This window comes from Dellaglioa sp. BT-FLS60 (assembly GCF_054941065.1).
Map to the genome: position 1 here is coordinate 1 of NZ_JBSOLI010000036.1, position 17,557 is coordinate 17,557.

Annotated in this window: 17 protein-coding genes; 5 read left to right on the top strand and 12 right to left on the bottom strand. The window is 35.0% G+C overall.

Going from position 1 to position 17,557, the window contains the following annotated elements:
• Positions 1-159: 159 nt before the first annotated feature.
• Genes glmM through cdaA form a run of 3 tightly spaced genes read right to left on the bottom strand, consistent with a single transcriptional unit; the run spans position 160 to position 3,516 of the window.
• Positions 160-1,515: a phosphoglucosamine mutase gene (gene glmM / locus ACVQ8P_RS07270; protein WP_462298830.1), complete on the bottom strand. Its 1,356-nt coding sequence runs from the start codon at positions 1,513-1,515 to the stop codon at positions 160-162.
• Between the two features lie 13 nt (positions 1,516-1,528).
• Positions 1,529-2,677, bottom strand: a complete 1,149-nt coding sequence (locus ACVQ8P_RS07275) for a CdaR family protein (RefSeq protein WP_462298556.1) — start codon at positions 2,675-2,677, stop codon at positions 1,529-1,531.
• Positions 2,674-3,516 (bottom strand): diadenylate cyclase CdaA, encoded by an 843-nt coding sequence (gene cdaA / locus ACVQ8P_RS07280; protein WP_462298557.1) that lies wholly within the window; start codon positions 3,514-3,516, stop codon positions 2,674-2,676. The genes ACVQ8P_RS07275 and cdaA overlap by 4 nt, the downstream gene beginning before the upstream one ends.
• Positions 3,517-3,674: 158 nt before the next feature.
• Here cdaA and ACVQ8P_RS07285 point away from each other — a divergent pair, with 158 nt between their 5' ends.
• Positions 3,675-4,331, top strand: coding sequence for a DUF1361 domain-containing protein (locus ACVQ8P_RS07285; RefSeq protein WP_462298558.1), 657 nt, complete (start codon positions 3,675-3,677; stop codon positions 4,329-4,331).
• A gap of 38 nt (positions 4,332-4,369) precedes the next feature.
• On the opposite strand, the gene ACVQ8P_RS07290 is transcribed toward ACVQ8P_RS07285, so the two are convergent.
• Positions 4,370-6,478, bottom strand: a complete 2,109-nt coding sequence (locus ACVQ8P_RS07290; protein ID WP_462298559.1) for a cation:proton antiporter domain-containing protein — start codon at positions 6,476-6,478, stop codon at positions 4,370-4,372.
• A gap of 19 nt (positions 6,479-6,497) precedes the next feature.
• Positions 6,498-7,397 carry a UDP-N-acetylmuramate dehydrogenase gene (gene murB / locus ACVQ8P_RS07295; RefSeq protein WP_462298560.1) on the bottom strand — a complete coding sequence of 300 codons (900 nt, stop codon included), beginning with the start codon at positions 7,395-7,397 and terminating at the stop codon, positions 6,498-6,500.
• Between the two features lie 190 nt (positions 7,398-7,587).
• Here murB and ACVQ8P_RS07300 point away from each other — a divergent pair, with 190 nt between their 5' ends.
• Both ACVQ8P_RS07300 and ACVQ8P_RS07305 read left to right on the top strand, forming a co-directional pair.
• Positions 7,588-8,121, top strand: coding sequence for a 3'-5' exonuclease (locus ACVQ8P_RS07300; RefSeq protein ID WP_462298561.1), 534 nt, complete (start codon positions 7,588-7,590; stop codon positions 8,119-8,121).
• Positions 8,122-8,175: 54 nt separating this feature from the next.
• Positions 8,176-8,649, top strand: coding sequence for a glutathione peroxidase (locus ACVQ8P_RS07305; protein ID WP_462298562.1), 474 nt, complete (start codon positions 8,176-8,178; stop codon positions 8,647-8,649).
• 100 nt (positions 8,650-8,749) lie between these two features.
• On the opposite strand, the gene tsaE is transcribed toward ACVQ8P_RS07305, so the two are convergent.
• The 3 genes from tsaE to ACVQ8P_RS07320 are packed head-to-tail and all read right to left on the bottom strand — an operon-like array spanning position 8,750 to position 10,904.
• Positions 8,750-9,205, bottom strand: a complete 456-nt coding sequence (gene tsaE, locus ACVQ8P_RS07310) for a tRNA (adenosine(37)-N6)-threonylcarbamoyltransferase complex ATPase subunit type 1 TsaE (protein ID WP_462298563.1) — start codon at positions 9,203-9,205, stop codon at positions 8,750-8,752.
• A gap of 16 nt (positions 9,206-9,221) precedes the next feature.
• Positions 9,222-10,211, bottom strand: a complete 990-nt coding sequence (pta, locus tag ACVQ8P_RS07315) for a phosphate acetyltransferase (protein ID WP_462298564.1) — start codon at positions 10,209-10,211, stop codon at positions 9,222-9,224.
• Positions 10,212-10,226: 15 nt separating this feature from the next.
• Positions 10,227-10,904: a uracil-DNA glycosylase gene (locus tag ACVQ8P_RS07320; protein ID WP_462298565.1), complete on the bottom strand. Its 678-nt coding sequence runs from the start codon at positions 10,902-10,904 to the stop codon at positions 10,227-10,229.
• A gap of 126 nt (positions 10,905-11,030) precedes the next feature.
• On the opposite strand from ACVQ8P_RS07320, the gene ACVQ8P_RS07325 reads away from it, so the two are divergent.
• The gene (locus ACVQ8P_RS07325; RefSeq protein WP_462298566.1) at positions 11,031-11,897 is read left to right on the top strand and encodes a Cof-type HAD-IIB family hydrolase; all 867 of its coding nucleotides are present in this window, start codon (positions 11,031-11,033) and stop codon (positions 11,895-11,897) included.
• Between the two features lie 81 nt (positions 11,898-11,978).
• Here ACVQ8P_RS07325 and ACVQ8P_RS07330 read toward each other — a convergent pair whose 3' ends face one another.
• From ACVQ8P_RS07330 to ACVQ8P_RS07345, 4 genes are all read right to left on the bottom strand, one after another.
• A complete protein-coding gene (locus ACVQ8P_RS07330) occupies positions 11,979-12,848 on the bottom strand; it encodes an alpha/beta hydrolase (protein WP_462298567.1) in 870 nt (289 codons plus the stop codon).
• A complete protein-coding gene (locus tag ACVQ8P_RS07335) occupies positions 12,838-14,157 on the bottom strand; it encodes a PTS transporter subunit EIIC (protein WP_462298568.1) in 1,320 nt (439 codons plus the stop codon). The genes ACVQ8P_RS07330 and ACVQ8P_RS07335 overlap by 11 nt, the downstream gene beginning before the upstream one ends.
• Positions 14,158-14,306: 149 nt before the next feature.
• A complete protein-coding gene (locus ACVQ8P_RS07340; RefSeq protein WP_462298569.1) occupies positions 14,307-15,044 on the bottom strand; it encodes an amino acid ABC transporter ATP-binding protein in 738 nt (245 codons plus the stop codon).
• A complete protein-coding gene (locus tag ACVQ8P_RS07345; RefSeq protein WP_462298570.1) occupies positions 15,044-16,480 on the bottom strand; it encodes an amino acid ABC transporter substrate-binding protein/permease in 1,437 nt (478 codons plus the stop codon). Before ACVQ8P_RS07345 ends, ACVQ8P_RS07340 begins: the two co-directional genes overlap by 1 nt.
• 128 nt (positions 16,481-16,608) lie before the next feature.
• Here ACVQ8P_RS07345 and ACVQ8P_RS07350 point away from each other — a divergent pair, with 128 nt between their 5' ends.
• The gene (locus ACVQ8P_RS07350) at positions 16,609-17,175 is read left to right on the top strand and encodes an N-acetyltransferase family protein (protein ID WP_462298571.1); all 567 of its coding nucleotides are present in this window, start codon (positions 16,609-16,611) and stop codon (positions 17,173-17,175) included.
• Positions 17,176-17,557 lie beyond the last annotated feature (382 nt).

Sequence of the window (17,557 nt, forward strand, 5' to 3'; positions counted from 1 at the left end):
AAAGGTCATTAAACGCGTTAGTTTTGGTTTTAGAAACTTTTATAGATTTCGCATCAGAATATTTTATACCCTTAAGATTCATACAAAAAAAGGCCTAATCACTAAGTGATTAGAACCTTCATAATATCATTCACCAACAACAGTTGACGAAGAACCCTTTTAAACACCCATTTCAGTTTGAACTGTTTGTACAATTCGATCGACATAGGCTTTAACTTCTGTTTCAGTTGGTGCTTCAGCCATGACACGTAGTAGGTTTTCAGTTCCACTAGGTCTAACAAGCACACGCCCGTCCCCAGCCATTTCTGCTTCAACTTCTGTAATCTTATCTTTAATTTTTTGATTATCTAGTGCAGCTTGTTTATCTGTCACTTTAACATTTACTAATTCTTGTGGATAAGTTTGAACGGCTGCTGCTAATTCAGACAACTTCTTACCCGTTTTCTTCATTACATTTAATAATTGAATAGCAGTTAGCATCCCATCACCTGTTGTATTGTAATCTAAGAAAACAATATGTCCTGATTGTTCGCCACCAATGTTGTAGCCATCAGCTCGCATTTTTTCAACAACATAACGATCACCAACTTGCGTTTTAACGGATGTTAATCCAGCAGTTTCAAGTGCCTTGTATAGCCCAATATTACTCATAACGGTTGTCACAACTGTTTCTTTTTTCAAACGACCACGTTCATTCATGTACAAACCACAAATATACATAATCTTATCACCATCAATAATATTGCCTAATTCATCGACAGCAATACATCTATCACCATCACCATCAAAAGCAATTCCGGCTTCAAGTTTATTTTCAACTACAAATTTAGCCAAACCTTCTGGATGTGTTGATCCAACACCATCATTAATATTTAACCCATCAGGTGATGTCGCCATCGTCTCAAAATCAGCATTTAAATCAGCAAATAATCTTGAAACAAGACCACTTGTTGCCCCATTTGCAGAATCAATTCCGACATGTAATCCTTCTAAATCATCAGGAATTGTTTGTTCCAAGAATTGCGTATATTTCAAAACACCTTCTGGATAATCTGTTAACGTTCCAAGTCCTTCACTATCAGGTCTTGGTAAATCATCAGAAGCCTTTTCTAATAATACTTCAATTTCTTCTTCTTGTTCATCAGATAATTTATAACCATCCCCACCGAAGAATTTAATTCCATTATCTTGAACTGGATTATGTGAAGCTGAAATCATGATTCCAGCAACTGCATTTTGTGCACGTACAAGATAAGCCACGCCTGGTGTTGAAATAACCCCTAAAGATAATACTTCAATCCCAACTGATAATAAACCTGAAATTAAAGCTTGTTCAAGCATTTGACCTGAAATTCGTGTATCGCGAGCAACAAGTACTCGTGGTCTGTCATTATTTTCAAGTTGTGCATGTTCTGATAGAACATAGCCACCTAATCGTCCCAATTTAAATGCTAACTCAGGGCTTAATTCTTTATTTGCAATACCTCTAACACCATCTGTCCCAAAATATTTCATCATTTTCTCCTCACTAATTGTTTGAATTATTTAATGTACTTTCTGATTCACTTGCACTATCTGAACTTGCCGCCGCTGACGAAGCAGTACTTTCACTACTTTCCGAACTTGATTCGGAGCTTGACGACGCTCGATCAGCTGTTGCTTCACTACTTGATGCTACTGATGTCGCTGCTGTAGCTGATGTGCCACTAGAAACGTCAATTTTTACTTTAACAGAATTTGGATCTGATGAGATTAAATTATTCTTATCCAAATCAATATCAAGCATTTTCGTAACGGAAGCCCGAATATTATCTATCGGAACAACCACATCAATTTTATTTAATTTATCTAAATCTAATTTGGTACCTGTCACTGTAATTTGTTTCGTTGCACTTGAGAACTTATAGGTCTTCCCAGACACACCCGTTCCACTTGAAACAAAATTCAAAGAAAGTTTTTTTGTTGTGCTTGAACTTTCAACTGGTATTGTAACACCCACAGTCTGCGGTGTCATGACAACGTTCAATGTCTTACCATTCTTATCTAAGGCTTCAAGCAACACTTCTTGCGAAATTTTAGATTTTATTTGATTACTTTTTGCATTAACTTGAGCAACAACTTCTGAAATAGCATTCACGTCATCTGTTGCTCCTGATACAGAAACCGTATTTTGATCAAGAACAGGCACTCCCATTTTATAACCCTGAGCTAGACGTCGTTCATTGAATTTCACCTGAATAGGGAATGTAGCTGTTTTACGTTGTTGAATATTAACATCAATTGTAGCAGGTTTAATTTTATAACTAATCTCTTTATTTAATCCCTCTGCTTGCAATTTCACAGTATGTTTCCCTGGTTTCAACCCTTTTAAATTAGCATAAACACTAAAGTTTTGGGTATTCATAGTTGTCGTAATTAAAGCACTTGGACCGTCCAATGTCAGTTTTACATTTTTAGGATACCCAGTAATAAAGTATTTATCATTATCCGCTGTAATTTGAAGCCCAGTCTTAACCGTTCTCGATGTATTCGCAACCAAACTAGTTTTTTTTGAATCAGCTAAATTATTTGTATTTGATAATTGATCATAATTAACGTAAATAAATAATAGAATGGCTAGGATTAAAGATGTCCCAATAAAAAATGAGCGGCTATTAAAAAATTTGTTTAGATTCATTTTTTATTCCCCCTGTGTCCGAAATTTTCAAAAAATTCCCAGAAAGGATTATTCTTTTTATTTTCATCATCTTTAATTAACTCATTGTTCAATAATTTGAGATAATCTTCTTGTGATAAGTCACGAATCAACTCATTATTTAGCGTGATTGTAACCGCCCCTGTTTCTTCTGATACTACGATTGTAATCGCATCAGTCACTTCACTAATTCCGACTGCGGCTCGATGACGAGTCCCTAATTCTTTAGGAATTAAATTACTTTCAGAAAGGGGTAAATAAGCGGCTGCAACAGCAATTTTATTATCCTTGATAATTACTGCGCCGTCATGTAAAGGCGTATTTGGAATGAAAATATTGATTAATAATTCACCGGTAATCTCAGCATCCAACTTGATACCAGTTTCGATATAATCTTCCAAACCCGTGTTCATTTGAATTGTAATTAATGCCCCAATTCGACGTTTTGACATATATTGAATAGCTGAATCTAGCCCAGCAATCATATGTTCTTCATCTTTATTTTTTTGTTTACCTCTTGAAAAAAAGGACCCACGACCAAGGTGTTCCAAGCCACGTCTTATTTCCGGTTGGAAAATAACGACCATGGCAATAACACCCCAATTAATAACTTGGTCCATAATCCACGATACCGTTTGTAATCCAACAACGACACTAATTAGTTTAATCACAACAATGATTATAATTCCTCTAAAAAGTTGAACCGCCTTAGTTCCTCTTAAAAGTACCATGAGTTCATAAACAACAAACCAGACGACAATAATATCTAGTATGTTAACCATATGTCCCCACGTTACAAGACCACCCCAGTTAATGGACATTACTCGGCCTCCTCTATATTTATTAACCGTTTTATTATACCACGTTGTCGAATCGGTTGCCTTATTATCACGGTTTTTCTGTTATTTTGGCACATATTCATTTGATTTCATACTATTATTTGCTACAATAGAAGTCACTAAAGAAAAGGATGACCATTATGATAAATACGACCATGAAACGCGGCATCAGGTTATTTTTTATAGGCTACTTAATTATTATTTATTTGTTCATTTACAAGCAACAAGCACTTTTTAGTTTCTTGCTGCTGAATACATTCTTAGGCTATCTGCCAATCGAATTAGCCTTCCACATAAAAAAAGACCAATCAACTCTCTCTTTTTGGTTATTAACGCTACTTTGGCTATTCTTTTATCCAAATGCGCCTTACTTATTAACAGATCTTTTTCACTTATCATTACTACAACCTTATAGTGTAACAACCGGTTTGATCCGATTGGATATTCATATGTGGTTGAATTATACCTTTTTAATGGTAAGTGCCCTATCCTGCACCTTACTCGCTCTCATCGGTCTTTCTCAAATTGCTGACCAAATAAAAGACAGATTACATTTAGAATTACCTTATTATCATTATGTGATTATGCTTGGTCTAACTGTTTTATCATCAATAGGTGTTTATATCGGTCGTTTTTTGAGACTTCACACTGTATACCTAGTGACTTCTCCAAAATGGGCAGTAAAAATGATTACTGATATGTGGACTATTAAAATGTTAGCCTTTGTTGTCTTACTCACAATCGTCCAACTCACAATTATTATTTGTTTAGAATTATATCGAAAAACAATAAAATAGACGGATTCGCATAAAAATTGCGAATCACGTCTATTTTTTTAATCTTCTTCAGAAAGCATAATCACATTTTCAGAATAATTGATATATTCACGTAAACTTGAAGCCAATGCCCACGTGATATACCCCTGTTCCATCAACTCCTGCATTGCAGACCGTTCTGCCGCAATAGCTTTCAATCTTAATTCATAGCTTTGTTCTTCAAATTCAGATTGATCCATTTTTTTTGACCGTTTTAACGTTTCAATACGATTACGATAATACACAATCAAATGATAAATAGCTTGTTGATTAAATTGTTGTTGCCCACCATCAGATTTTTTAACGTACGCAGATAACGATTTAATAGCTGCCTTCGATAAAGCTTTTTCGATACTCCGACGTTCATAAACCATTTTTAATTCTTTTTCAGAAAACATGGCACGTCTTACAAACTTAACCAACTGCTTAAACGCATGCTTACTATTTCTAATCGTGACGAAAGAAACTTTTCGATTATTAATTCGACCTAACTTTGCTTTTTGTTTCATAATTTTTTTATTAATAATCGCATAATTTTGATCACCAACAACATTTTTCAATTTCATTTTATCTAAAGCTTCCAATTCACCATCTAAAGCAATCCGTCTGATATCCGCTTCTTCTTCAACAATTTGTCGTAAGCGTTCATCATCCTGATCAGAAAATTCAAGTCGTCGAATCATAAATTGATATTCCAAAATTAATTCATAAGCAACTTTTTGATTCGTTTCTCGCCTTTCAGACTCTAATCGGCTAATGGCAACACGCATAATATAAATACGCGCTTGTTTTTCATTAAATTGCGTATTTTCACTATCATTATTCACGATAGCAGTTTCATCCAGATCATCTGGCAGCTCACCACTCGTTTTCATAATACCTTTTTCTTTAGTTAACAAAGGTAAGATTAAAATGGCAGCTAACAAACTTAAGATAATAATGCCACCCGCAATAAATAACATTAATGAACGTTCCGGAAAATGAGCACCCGTTTTTATAACTGTTGGCACCGTTAAAACTCCGGCCATTGTAATCGCGCCACGAACGCCTGAAAAACCTGAAATTAGCGAAATACGCCAACTTGGTGTCTCAGCATTTTTTACTTTACCGCTTTTTATAATAAACACCATGTTAATGTATGTCCAAATCACTCGTATTAAAACTAAGAATAACCAGATTACAAAAACATCAACAATTGCTGAAAAGGTACTACTATTATTGTCTTCTAATGTATTTGACATTGCAGTCGGTAATTCGATTCCAAGAATAATAAACACAAAGCCATTCAAAAGATAAACAACAATCTCCCAAGTTTTTTCCGTAACTAACTTAATTTCGGGTAAATAGGTAGCAAAACTATTTTTACGCATACTTGAAATAACACCCGCAACAACTACTGAGATAACCCCAGACGCATGTAAAAATTCTTCCGTAAAAAGAAAAATAACGAATGGCGTTAAAATTTGTAAGACAGTATTGAATACAACATCATTAATCCCTTGTCTCATTAAAAAGTCTCGAATCGTTGAAATTACTAACATCAAGACTGCTCCTGAAATAAATCCAATAATTGCGATATAGAAGAAATCACCAAAAGCTTGAGTTAATGAAAAATAGCCCGTAACAGCTGCTGCAATGGCATATTTAAAGGCAATTAGGCCACTAGCGTCATTGATTAAGCTTTCACCACTCACTAAATGTAAAATATTACTAGGTAATTTGGCTTTTTCAGAAATAGATTGTACGGCAACTGGATCCGTTGGAGACAAAATAGCTGCCAACGCAAATCCAACCGCTAATGGCATTTTAGGAATCATCAAGTGAATGAATAGTCCACCAACCACCGTTGTTAGAAAGACTAATAAAATTGCATTCGCAAAAATAGCTCCTCTTAATTTCCATAATTCGCGCTTTGGAAACTTTCGACCATCATTAAACAATAACGGTGCAATAAATAACAATAAAAACCAGTTTGTTTCTAATTCAATGGAAACTTTAAAAATAAGGGCAACAATAAGTCCCAAACTAATTTGAATTAAACCAACGGGAATAGAAACCAGATAATGACTGATTACGTTTGATAACAAAACAAGCGCAGCTAAGACAATAACTGATTCGAGTAATGGCATTGATCATCTTCCTTTCTGCTTAATCTTCTCCAATAATTCTAACTTCCGTTTCTAATTTAACTTTAGCGGTCTCCCAGACAACATCTTGGACATGTTTGATAACATTCATATAGTCTGTTGCCGTAGCACCATCCACATTGACAATAAATCCAGCATGTTTCTTTGATACTTGAGCGCCACCAACTTGATAACCCTGTAACCCGGCTTCATGGACTAGCTTACCAGTAAAGTATCCCTCGGGTCTTTTAAAAACACTTCCACATGATGGATATTCTAAAGGTTGTTTCGAGGCACGAAGAAAATTAAAGTCATTCATTTTTTTACGAATATCCGATTTATTACCCTCTTTTAAGGTAAAGGTTGCCTCTAATATAATGTCATGATCATCTTGAATTTGGCTATGACGGTATGAAAAATTCATTTCTTCATTAACCATTGTTTTCATATAGCCTGTACGTGTTATCACACTAACTTCAGTTAAAACACGACTAATATCGCCATCATACGCACCAGCATTCATAAATACGGCACCACCAATACTCCCAGGAATTCCAGCAGCAAATTCAAAATGAGTTAACCCCGCTTGATACGCTTGTTCTGTTGTTTCAATCAATGAGGCACCGGCTTGTGCTACAATCTTTGTTCCAGACACAGTAATTTGATCCATATCCGTCAAAATCACTACAAGTCCACGAATTCCACCATCTTTTACAACTAAATTACTTGAATTTCCTAAAACAGTTAATGGCATTTTATTTTCATTAGCCACGTTCACCAAAAGTTTGACGTCTGAAACAGTTTTTGGAAAAGCCAATATATCAGCCACCCCACCTGTTTCAGTATTTGTATATTTAGCAAGTGGTTCATTTTTTAAAATTTTCATAGATGGAAATAGTTCTACAAATGTATTGATTTTCATGATTTATACGATTCCTTTCAACATTTAGCAATTCCTTTTATTTTAACACGTTCACCGTTTATTTTTCTAATTTATCCTATTAAACAGCTGACTTTTAATTTTATAGGCTAACTGTTATACTTTATGAACATTCAGGGCGAATAGGCTTATTCGCCCAATCAGCCAATAGTAGATTAAAAAGGAGTCACTTATGAATTTTGTTACAATGGATTTTGAAACTGCTAATAATCAGCGTCACAGTGCCTGTTCAATTGCATTAACAATTGTTCGAAATAATCAAATCGTCGATGAATTTTATTCGCTCATTAAACCAGAAACACCTTTTAATTGGCGCAACATCCAAATTCACGGTATTCATGAAGAAGATGTTGAATTTGCCCCAAAATTTCCAGAACTATGGTCACACATCTCAACACTTTTCCAAAATAACCGCCTAATTGTAGCGCACAATGCCCCATTTGATAATAGCGTTTTACATCATACATTAGCTTATTACGGTCTAGAAACACCCAATTTTTTATTGTTAGATACCGTTAAAACAAGCCGTAAATTATTCCCAGACTTTCCAAATCATAAACTAAACACCGTTTGTGATGAATTAGACATTACTTTAACGAATCATCATAACGCATTAGACGATTCAGTTGCTTGTGCTAACATTTTACTTTATCAAGAAAATAATTTCGGTCAAGATAGCTTAAAACCATTCGTAAAACCAGCTTAATCAAGCTAGAGTGGTACAATGAAAGAAATTAAGTTAGATTAGGGGGAATTTATAATGTCAATTTATGATTATCAGGTTACGCTAGAAAATGGTGACACTTATTCACTATCAAAGTATACAGGTCATCCTCTATTGATTGTTAACACCGCCACTAAGTGTGGTTTTGCCCCACAATTCAAGCAATTAGAAGAATTATATGAGGAATATCAAGATCAAGGTTTAGTGGTGCTTGGTTTCCCATCTAATCAATTCCATCAAGAAGTCGACGATGATGCCCAAGCAGCTGCAACATGTCGCATGACATATGGCGTTAGCTTTCCTATGCACACCATTCAAAATGTAAACGGCAAAGACGCGTTACCTTTATTTAACTATTTAACTGAAGGCACTCAAGGCGTGTTGGGTCATTCGATTAAATGGAATTTCACTAAATTTTTAGTTGATCGTAATGGACAAGTCGTTAACCGCTACTCACCTAAAACTAATCCATTGAAGATGAAACCAGAAATTGAAAAATTAGTTAATTAAAAAGAATCTCTGTTATAAGAAGGCTTGATTAAAGAAAACGAGTTGATAAACCCAAATTGGTTTTATCAACTCGTTTTCTTTTTAGTTATATATCCTTTTTTTAGTTCAAATGTTCCAGCATTTTTGTGTATTGTGCCCCATGACTTTCAAGCTTAATAACACGACGATTATCATCATGGTCATCCTTCAATAAGGTGATTCTTAGCGACTCATCTGGCAATTCTGCTTGAATAAATTCAGACCATTCAACCACACTCACACCATCGGAATTGAAATATTCATCCAATCCTAAATCTGCGCCACCCATCCCTTCAAGACGATAAACATCCATATGAAATAAAGGCAAGCGGCCTTCACGATATTCTCTCACAATCGGAAACGTTGGGCTTTTTACATTTCGTGTAATCCCTAAGCCAACCGCTAATCCCTTGGCAAAAGTTGTCTTCCCTGCGCCCAAATCACCATCTAGTAACAAAATCATATTTGGTTCAACAAGTTTTCCAATTTTTTCAGCAATTTTTTGTGTTTCTTCGACAGAACTCACTTCAATATTCATTAATTATTTCACCATTTCATTCTAAACTTTGTGCAGCAGTCGTAATACCAACTTTATAAATTTCTTCAACATTGGCACCCCGAGATAAATCAGAAACAGGCTGATTTAAGCCTTGCAAAATTGGCCCGATAGCTTCAAATCCACCCAATCGTTGTGCAATCTTATAACCAATATTACCTGATTGTAATTCAGGGAAGATAAAGACATTGGCCTGCCCTGCAACTTTTGAATCAGGTGCTTTTTGTGCGCCAACACTTGGCACAAAGGCAGCATCAAATTGTAATTCACCATCAATCGCTTCATCTGGCGCTAACTGCTGAGCAATAGCCGTTGCTTCAGCAACCTTTGATACCTCTGGTGCTTGAGCTGAACCTTTGGTTGAAAAGCTCAACATCGCTACTTTGGGATCAATATCAAAAATACGAGCCGTCTTGATACTTTCAATCGCCATTTCTGCCAATTCTTGCGCAGTTGGATTAATACTAATTGCAGCATCAGAAAATAAATATTTTTCTGTATCATTATTTCTAGTCATAATAAAAGCGCCACTAGTCCGGCTAACACCTGGTTTTGTTTTAATGATTTGTAATGCGGGTCGAACAGTATCTCCGGTTGCGTGAACTGCCCCAGAAACCATTCCTTCAGCTAGACCCATATAAACAAGCATTGTCCCAAAATAGTTAACATCTTGTAACATGCTATCTGCCTGTTCTGGTGTATTTTTACCTTTACGACGTTCAACAAAAGCAGCCTTCATCTCAGCAAAATCCGTTTCCGCATATGCCTTAGGATCAAGTAGCTTTATCCCAATACCTTCAATTTTTAAGTTTAGTTTTGTGGCTAATGTTTTTATTAGTTCAACATCCCCTAATAAAATAGGTTCAGCTAGGTTATCTTCAGCCAACTTAACAGCGGCTCTTAAAATTCGTTCTTCTTCCCCTTCAGGAAAAACCAGCTTAATTTTTTTACCCTCAATTTTACTTTTCAAACTTTCAAATAATGACATTTTGTTTCCTCCTCATTAAATATTGGGTAATTGCCAATTAATAGGCTCTAATCCCCAACTGATTAACTTTTGATTTATTTTTGAAAATGGTTTTGATCCGAAAAAGCCGCGATAGGCAGATAACGGACTTGGATGAGGTGATATTATCACAAAATTACGCTCCGTATCAATTAATTTAATCTTATTTTGAGCTGTTTTTCCCCATAGCACAAAAATAACGGGTTGGTCTGCTGCTGATAACTGTTCAATCACAGCATCTGTCAACATCTCCCAGCCATGATTACGATGCGAATTTGCAGCACCCTCTCGAACTGTTAAAACTGAATTCAGCATCAAAACGCCCTGTTCTGCCCACGCTTTTAAATACCCATGATTCACTGGCTTAATGCCCAAATCAGTCTCTAATTCTTGATACATATTACGTAAAGAAGGCGGAATCTTCTCTCCAGGCAAAACTGAAAAACTTAAGCCATGCGCTTGGTGTTTCTCATGATAAGGGTCTTGACCTAACAAACAAACTTTGACATTAGAAAATGGTGTCAGGTTAAAACTTTCAAATATTCGTTTCTGTTCTGGATAAATAGTTTCATTTTGATATTCATTAGCAATAAAAGTCTTCAGATCAGCATATTTAGGTTTTGAAAATTCTTTTTCTAAAAATGGCTGCCAATCATTTTCAACATTAATAGTCATTACACAACACCTCATGAATCAAGTTTACCATATTAGTGACTGCAAAAATAAATGATTTGATTAAAATATTGAGCGGTTTCATGTTAAAATAAAACAAGTAAATAAGATTAGAGGAGTGTTGCATTTATGATAAAAATTATTGCATCAGATATGGATGGTACATTATTGAATGATCAAATGGTGATTTCTGAAAAAAATGCCGATGCGATTAAACAAGCACAGGCTTTGGGAATCCATTTTATCGTTTCTACAGGCCGTGGCTACACTGAAGTTAAACCTTTGATTACAGCTGCTGGGTTCAATAGTCCAATGATTACCTTCAATGGCGCCGAGGTATTAAACGAAGAAGGCGAAACACTCAGCACCACTCCAATCTCAAAAGAAGTCATCCAGACACTAGTCCAATTATTCAAAAAAGAAGGATTTTACTTTGAAATGACCACTTCAAATGGAGTTTATTCTGATAACCGAGCAAACCGTATTCAAAATGTGGCACGTTTAATTTCAGATACAAATCCAGATACACCTTTTAAAATTGCTGTTTCATTAGCTGCAGCTAGACTTGAATTAATGAATATCAATTACGTTGACGATTACCAAACAGTCATTGATGATCCTGAAATTGCTATTTTCAAGTTAATTGTGTTCAGCATGGACGGTCAAGCTGAACTCATTCCTTTAAAAGCTAAAATTGAAGAAGAACAGTCACTAGTTGTGACCTCTTCTGCACCAACCAATCTTGAAATTAATCATATGAACGCCCAAAAAGGGATTGCCCTTCAAGCATTTGCTAAGAATTTAAATGTCCCAATGTCAGAAGTTATGGCGATTGGCGATAATTTAAACGATATTTCAATGTTAAAAGTCGCTGGTGTAAGTTACGCCATGGCCAATGGTCACGAAGAAGTAAAACGTATCGCAAATCATTCAGCAAAAACAAATTCTGAAGACGGTGTTGGCTTAGCCATCCTAGAACAATTAGCTGAAAAATAAATCACTAGCATATAAAAATGCCAAATCAGTTAGTATTCCTAACCGATTTGGCATTTTTTATCCACAAATATCCTTGAACTATTATTTATTTTTATCGTCCAGATCAGTATTTTTAGAGCCACTGTCATCCATAACATACTGTTTAATTAACGCTACAATTTGTTTATTCTGTGGCAAATCAGAATGTTCTGATTCATTTCCCGTAACGGTTATCTCCGTGTAAGATTTCGCCTGATTTTGATAAACGTACTTTCCAGCGTTAACACTTTGATAAGGGACAATCCCATCGTTAACATAATTCTCCGTCCCAGCAATAGAATACATCACTAGGTCCTTGGGAATTTTTTTGCGATTCGCTACAAAGTCCGCTAACATTTGGGTTCTCGTACTTTGATTCGTTTCTTCACCATTATATGGAGATCCAATGGTCATCAATGTATTAATAGAAGCCGCTTTGTTATCAAAATATTTTTCTAAAAAAGTCGTATAAATCAGACCACCATTAGAATGCCCGATAGCATTAAATTGATTAAACTTATATTTTTTAGAAAGATAATTAAATGCCGTATTAAACCACTTGGCTTGTTTTTTGATACTGCTATATCCATTTGAATTATCTTCAAATCCGACAACAATAAAAGGTTGCCTATCACGTTTAGCAATTTCACCAGTAATCTTTAATTTCCCCGTTTTTCGAACTGTAATTTTTAATAAACTATGCGCTCGATTCGTTGACGTATTTAAGACATCAATTAATTCATCAAAGCGATTTTGACTCGCACTACTTCCTGGAATAAGAATAATCGGATTCAACTTTGAATTATGAATAATACGACTATTTTTAACTTTTTGCCTATTCCAATTATTTGCCGGGATAATAATAGCTAACAGACAAGCTAAAACGGCTAACCCAATCAACAACCGTTGACCCATTTTTCGTTTATTTTTCATTTAGCTTACCTCCATCATCCCTTGCCGCCTGATTATTCAATTTGACAAATGGTATATAAATTAAGACCGTAACGACTAGAACGATTCCCGATACAACAAGCGCACTCCAATGACCATTAGTTCCCAAAAATGCCATCAATGGTGCCGGTGTTGTTTTAGGCAAATTATAAACGGCTGGCGGCATCCACTTGAAATAGATAAAAAAGTACCCAATCAGCATTGATACAAGTGGTGCTATGATAAACGGAATCATTAAAATTGGATTTAAAATAACCGGTAATCCAAACATCAAGGGAAAATTAATATTCACAAAACTTGGAATAATTGAGAATTTTGCAATTTCACGGCTATTTTTATCCTTAGATGTGATAAGAATCGCTATAATTAAGGACAAAGTCATCCCTGTCCCTCCAAAACTACCAAAGCTATCATAAATTGTATGAATTGAAATAGGAAAAGGAGCCCCAAATGATGTCCCATGTTTTAGCGCATAACTTAGGTTACTGACCACTGATGTATCATCTAAACCACCCTGCATAATACCTAAAGGGCCTGAAATACCAACACCAAACAAAATATTATTGAAAAAAGCTAAAAATAAAAGCGTTACAATTAAATGTTTAGATTTAATTTCGGTTAATCTGAATAATGAATATAAAAGACCATTCACACCCATCTGATTAGCAATCGAAGCTAACATCGTTAATCCAATTAAAATACCTAATATGATTACTACGGGTATCAAGCTCACTATACCACGGGAAATAAAAGGGCTATAATCCCCTTTACCTTGCCTATTTCTAGGTGAAAACCATTTAAATATATAACCTACAAAAACGCCTAAAATCAACGAAATAAAAACGCCTCTGATTCCTAGTTCTTGACTAAAAAACGTCTCTTGAGTTGCATCAGAGGTGAAACTCGCTAAATTATAATTTAACACAAGCATCCCTATTGCCCCAGTAAATCCCGCAATTTGTTCGTCCTTTCCCAAAAATCGTGTCATGTATTTTGCGCTCAAAAAAGCTGTCATTATGGCAATAAAACCCATGGTTACTGTATTAATTATTTCAAATATTTCTTTTATTACGGTTTCGTAAGGCAACCATGATGAAATATCATATACCTGATTAAAGAACCCTTGCTTTGAAAAAACGCTAGAACTAAGTGCAAGACTCAAACTGCCAATAATAATAAAGGGTAAAATAATTGCGAATGTTTTTTCAATTGCTTGATAAATAAAAGATTTTTTTATGCGTCGATCAAAGCTTAATAACTTTCTTGAAAACCCCTGCCATATTGCCATCATCAAATTCCTCCTTACTTTCCTTCATTATAAACTGATCAGAACATAACAACATAAATGTCGCCCGATTTTCAAAAATAAATGCAAAAAAAAGAAACCCGTTATTAGATAACCGATTTCTCAATGACATTCCCACTGACAAGCACTATTCTTTATACATTTAAAACTTTATTTAAAAAGTCTTTTGTTCTATCATTTTTTGGATGACTAAACATTTCATCAGGTGTGCTACTTTCTAAAATGTACCCATCAGCCATAAAGACGACACGATCGGCAACCTCTTTAGCAAAACCCATTTCATGTGTGACAACAACCATCGTCATTCCATCCCTAGCAAGTTGTTTCATGACATCTAAAACATCCCCAACCATTTCTGGATCAAGCGCAGATGTCGGTTCATCAAACAACATAACATCTGGTTTCATTGCAAGCGCACGTGCAATTGCGACACGTTGTTTCTGACCACCAGACAATGAATTAGGTGTGGCATCAGCTTTATCACTTAACCCAACTTGGGCTAATAATCGTTTTGCATCTTCAATTGCTGCTTCTTTTGTTTCCTTTTTTAATTCAACAGGTGCCAAAATAATATTTTCAAGGACTGTTAAATGTGGAAATAAATTAAAATGTTGAAATACCATTCCAATATTTTGACGAACACGATTCAAATCAGTTTTTGAATCGCTAATATCATGTCCATCTATAATAATTGAACCTGACGTTAAATCTTCTAATTTATTTAAACAGCGTAAGAAAGTACTCTTACCAGAACCCGAAGGCCCAATCATACAGACAACTTCTTTTTCCTCAACTGAAATATCTAACCCTTTTAACACTTCATTTGAACCATAATTTTTCTTCAAATTTTTAACTTGTATTTTAGCTGCCATTATTTAATCTTCCTTTCGACTAAATTAGATAACCATGTCAATAACGTAATGATAACAAGATAAATCACTGCGATAATCAACCACATTTTAAACCCTTCAAGGTTTCTTGCAATAATAATCTTACCTGTTTGAGTAAGTTCCAAAATACCAATAACAGATAAAATTGATGTATCTTTTAACGTAATAATAAATTGATTAATGAATGATGGAATCATAATTTTAATTCCTTGTGGCATAATAACTTTCAACATTGATTTACCATACGGAAGCCCCAAACTACGAGCGGCTTCCATTTGACCATTATCAACAGCCTTGATACCACCTTTAACAAAGGCAGCCGTATAAGCTCCTTCATTTAACGTTAACGTGATAATACCAGCAACAAATGCCGGTATCTTGCTACCCGTTAAATTAGGAATACCAATATATATGAAGAAGGCTAAAACAATTAATGGTAACCCACGGAAAATATAAATCAATGTACTTGAAAGACCATTAAGCCATTTATTAGGTGCAACACCCATTATACCCAGAATGATACCTAATAACGTTGCAAAAACAATCGCAACAATTGTTAATAACATCGTCTGTTTAAATCCATCTAATAAAGTCCCACTATTCGTTTTCAATAAACCTAAAATTGTTCGAGAATTTTTTGAATTTGCACTCTTAGCATTTGTTCCCGTATATTTATCCACAATCTTTTTATATTTACCGTTGGCTTTAAGTTTCTCTAAACCAACATTAAATTTCGCCAGTAACTCTTTATTTTCACCTTTTTTAACGGCAAATCCATATTCACCTTTTACATATGTTTTACCAACAATCTTCATTTTGACACCATTTTTAATACCATAAGCCAAAACGGGCTTATCATCAAAAGCGGCAACGGAATTACCCGTTACAACATCATCATACATGTTACTTGAATCATCAAAAGTTGTTGTCGTAATATTATATTGTTTTTTAATCGAATTTACAAAAGCGGCAGAAGATGTTCCCACTTTAATCGCAACTTTCTTCCCCTTTAAATCTGCTAAAGATTTAATTGTACTATTCTTGCCAACCGCCATGGCAGTCCCAGAATCATAATAGCTATCAGAAAAATCAAACTTCGCTTGGCGTTCTGGCGTAACTGTCATTCCAGCAATAACACCATCAATTTGATTTGCTTCTAATGCCTGAACGGCTGCATTAAATCCTAAGGCCTTAATCTGAACCTTAAAGCCCTCTTCTTTAGCAACTGCACGCATAATATCCATATCAATACCAACATATGATTTCCCATTTTCTGCCTGATATTCAAATGGTGCGTAAGTCACATCAGTTCCAATAGTGTACGTTTTTTCCGCTGCATTTACTTGATTACTATGTAAAAATAATACAAATCCACACGTGATCATCATTGTCATGATCATTGACTGCCATTTTTTCATAATATCCCCCTCAAATTAACTTCATGTTACATAATATAACATATCTAATCGTAGCACGCAATTAGGTTATTTTTGACAATTATTTCTATCCCCTATACACTAGAGAGATTATGGAAAGGATGGTTTTTATGATTATTAGAAGTGCAACAAAAGAAGACGCACATGAAGTCGTTCCTTTAGTGAACATTATTTTAGAAGAGATGGAAATTCCTATTCTTCAAGAGATTCCATTACCCGACCTATTCAAAATATTAGAACTTGCTTTCGAAACAGAGGATTACCGTTACAGCTATGGTCGTGTCCAAATTGCGGACATTGATGGTAAAGTTGCCGGAATTGCCTTTGGTTACCCTGATGAAGATGAAGAACATCTTGACGATGCATTGAATCAATTCTTCCCACAAATTGGGCTACCTGAATCAACTGAACTCTTCCCTGATTCAGAGGTTTATCCAGATGAATGGTACCTTGATACAATCGCTGTTTCACCAGATTTCCAAGGCCAAGGTATTGGTACAAAATTACTAGAATCACTACCTGAAATTGCCCGTGCAGCTGGAAAAAATAAAATTGGCTTAAACGTCGATTTAGCAAATCCTAAAGCTGAAAAGTTATACACAAGAATGGGTTTCAAAACTGTTGGTAACATGGTCATCAGTGGTCATGACTATCACCATATGCAAAAAGAGATTTAACTTTAACTAATTAATAAAGAACTTTTAGAGTAACTGGTTCATGATCAGCTACTCTTTTATTTTTACCAAAAAGACGACACTTAGAGATTTTTCTCTAAATGTCGTCTTTTTTCTGGCGCTTAATATGGTTAGCTCTGTCTAAGCTTATTACTTCTTTATCTTTTTTATATTTAAAAGTATGATTAAAACTGTTGCGACATTATATCTTAGTAAAACAGGTATACTTTGTGTAAAGATTCCTGCGTATCCTAATACAATTACAAGCACTACAGCTAGTCGTCTAACACGTTCGTTCATTGTTGTTTCCAAGAAGCAAGAGACTCCCTAATAACACCATGTGAAACATTCACGTGAGCTGAAACAACAGCTACTTGCTTATTTC

Coding starts and splice junctions, on each gene's coding strand:
- ACVQ8P_RS07340 (WP_462298569.1), bottom strand. CDS start 15,044: ATGGCAGCTAAAATACAAGTTAAAAATTTGAAGAAAAATTATGGTTCA.
- ACVQ8P_RS07290 (WP_462298559.1), bottom strand. CDS start 6,478: ATGCCATTACTCGAATCAGTTATTGTCTTAGCTGCGCTTGTTTTGTTA.
- ACVQ8P_RS07335 (WP_462298568.1), bottom strand. CDS start 14,157: ATGATGGCAATATGGCAGGGGTTTTCAAGAAAGTTATTAAGCTTTGAT.
- ACVQ8P_RS07300 (WP_462298561.1), top strand. CDS start 7,588: ATGAATTTTGTTACAATGGATTTTGAAACTGCTAATAATCAGCGTCAC.
- ACVQ8P_RS07325 (WP_462298566.1), top strand. CDS start 11,031: ATGATAAAAATTATTGCATCAGATATGGATGGTACATTATTGAATGAT.
- ACVQ8P_RS07275 (WP_462298556.1), bottom strand. CDS start 2,677: ATGAATCTAAACAAATTTTTTAATAGCCGCTCATTTTTTATTGGGACA.
- murB (WP_462298560.1), bottom strand. CDS start 7,397: ATGAAAATCAATACATTTGTAGAACTATTTCCATCTATGAAAATTTTA.
- ACVQ8P_RS07305 (WP_462298562.1), top strand. CDS start 8,176: ATGTCAATTTATGATTATCAGGTTACGCTAGAAAATGGTGACACTTAT.
- ACVQ8P_RS07345 (WP_462298570.1), bottom strand. CDS start 16,480: ATGAAAAAATGGCAGTCAATGATCATGACAATGATGATCACGTGTGGA.
- ACVQ8P_RS07320 (WP_462298565.1), bottom strand. CDS start 10,904: ATGACTATTAATGTTGAAAATGATTGGCAGCCATTTTTAGAAAAAGAA.
- ACVQ8P_RS07285 (WP_462298558.1), top strand. CDS start 3,675: ATGATAAATACGACCATGAAACGCGGCATCAGGTTATTTTTTATAGGC.
- pta (WP_462298564.1), bottom strand. CDS start 10,211: ATGTCATTATTTGAAAGTTTGAAAAGTAAAATTGAGGGTAAAAAAATT.
- cdaA (WP_462298557.1), bottom strand. CDS start 3,516: ATGTCCATTAACTGGGGTGGTCTTGTAACGTGGGGACATATGGTTAAC.
- glmM (WP_462298830.1), bottom strand. CDS start 1,515: ATGAAATATTTTGGGACAGATGGTGTTAGAGGTATTGCAAATAAAGAA.
- ACVQ8P_RS07330 (WP_462298567.1), bottom strand. CDS start 12,848: ATGAAAAATAAACGAAAAATGGGTCAACGGTTGTTGATTGGGTTAGCC.
- tsaE (WP_462298563.1), bottom strand. CDS start 9,205: ATGAATATTGAAGTGAGTTCTGTCGAAGAAACACAAAAAATTGCTGAA.
- ACVQ8P_RS07350 (WP_462298571.1), top strand. CDS start 16,609: ATGATTATTAGAAGTGCAACAAAAGAAGACGCACATGAAGTCGTTCCT.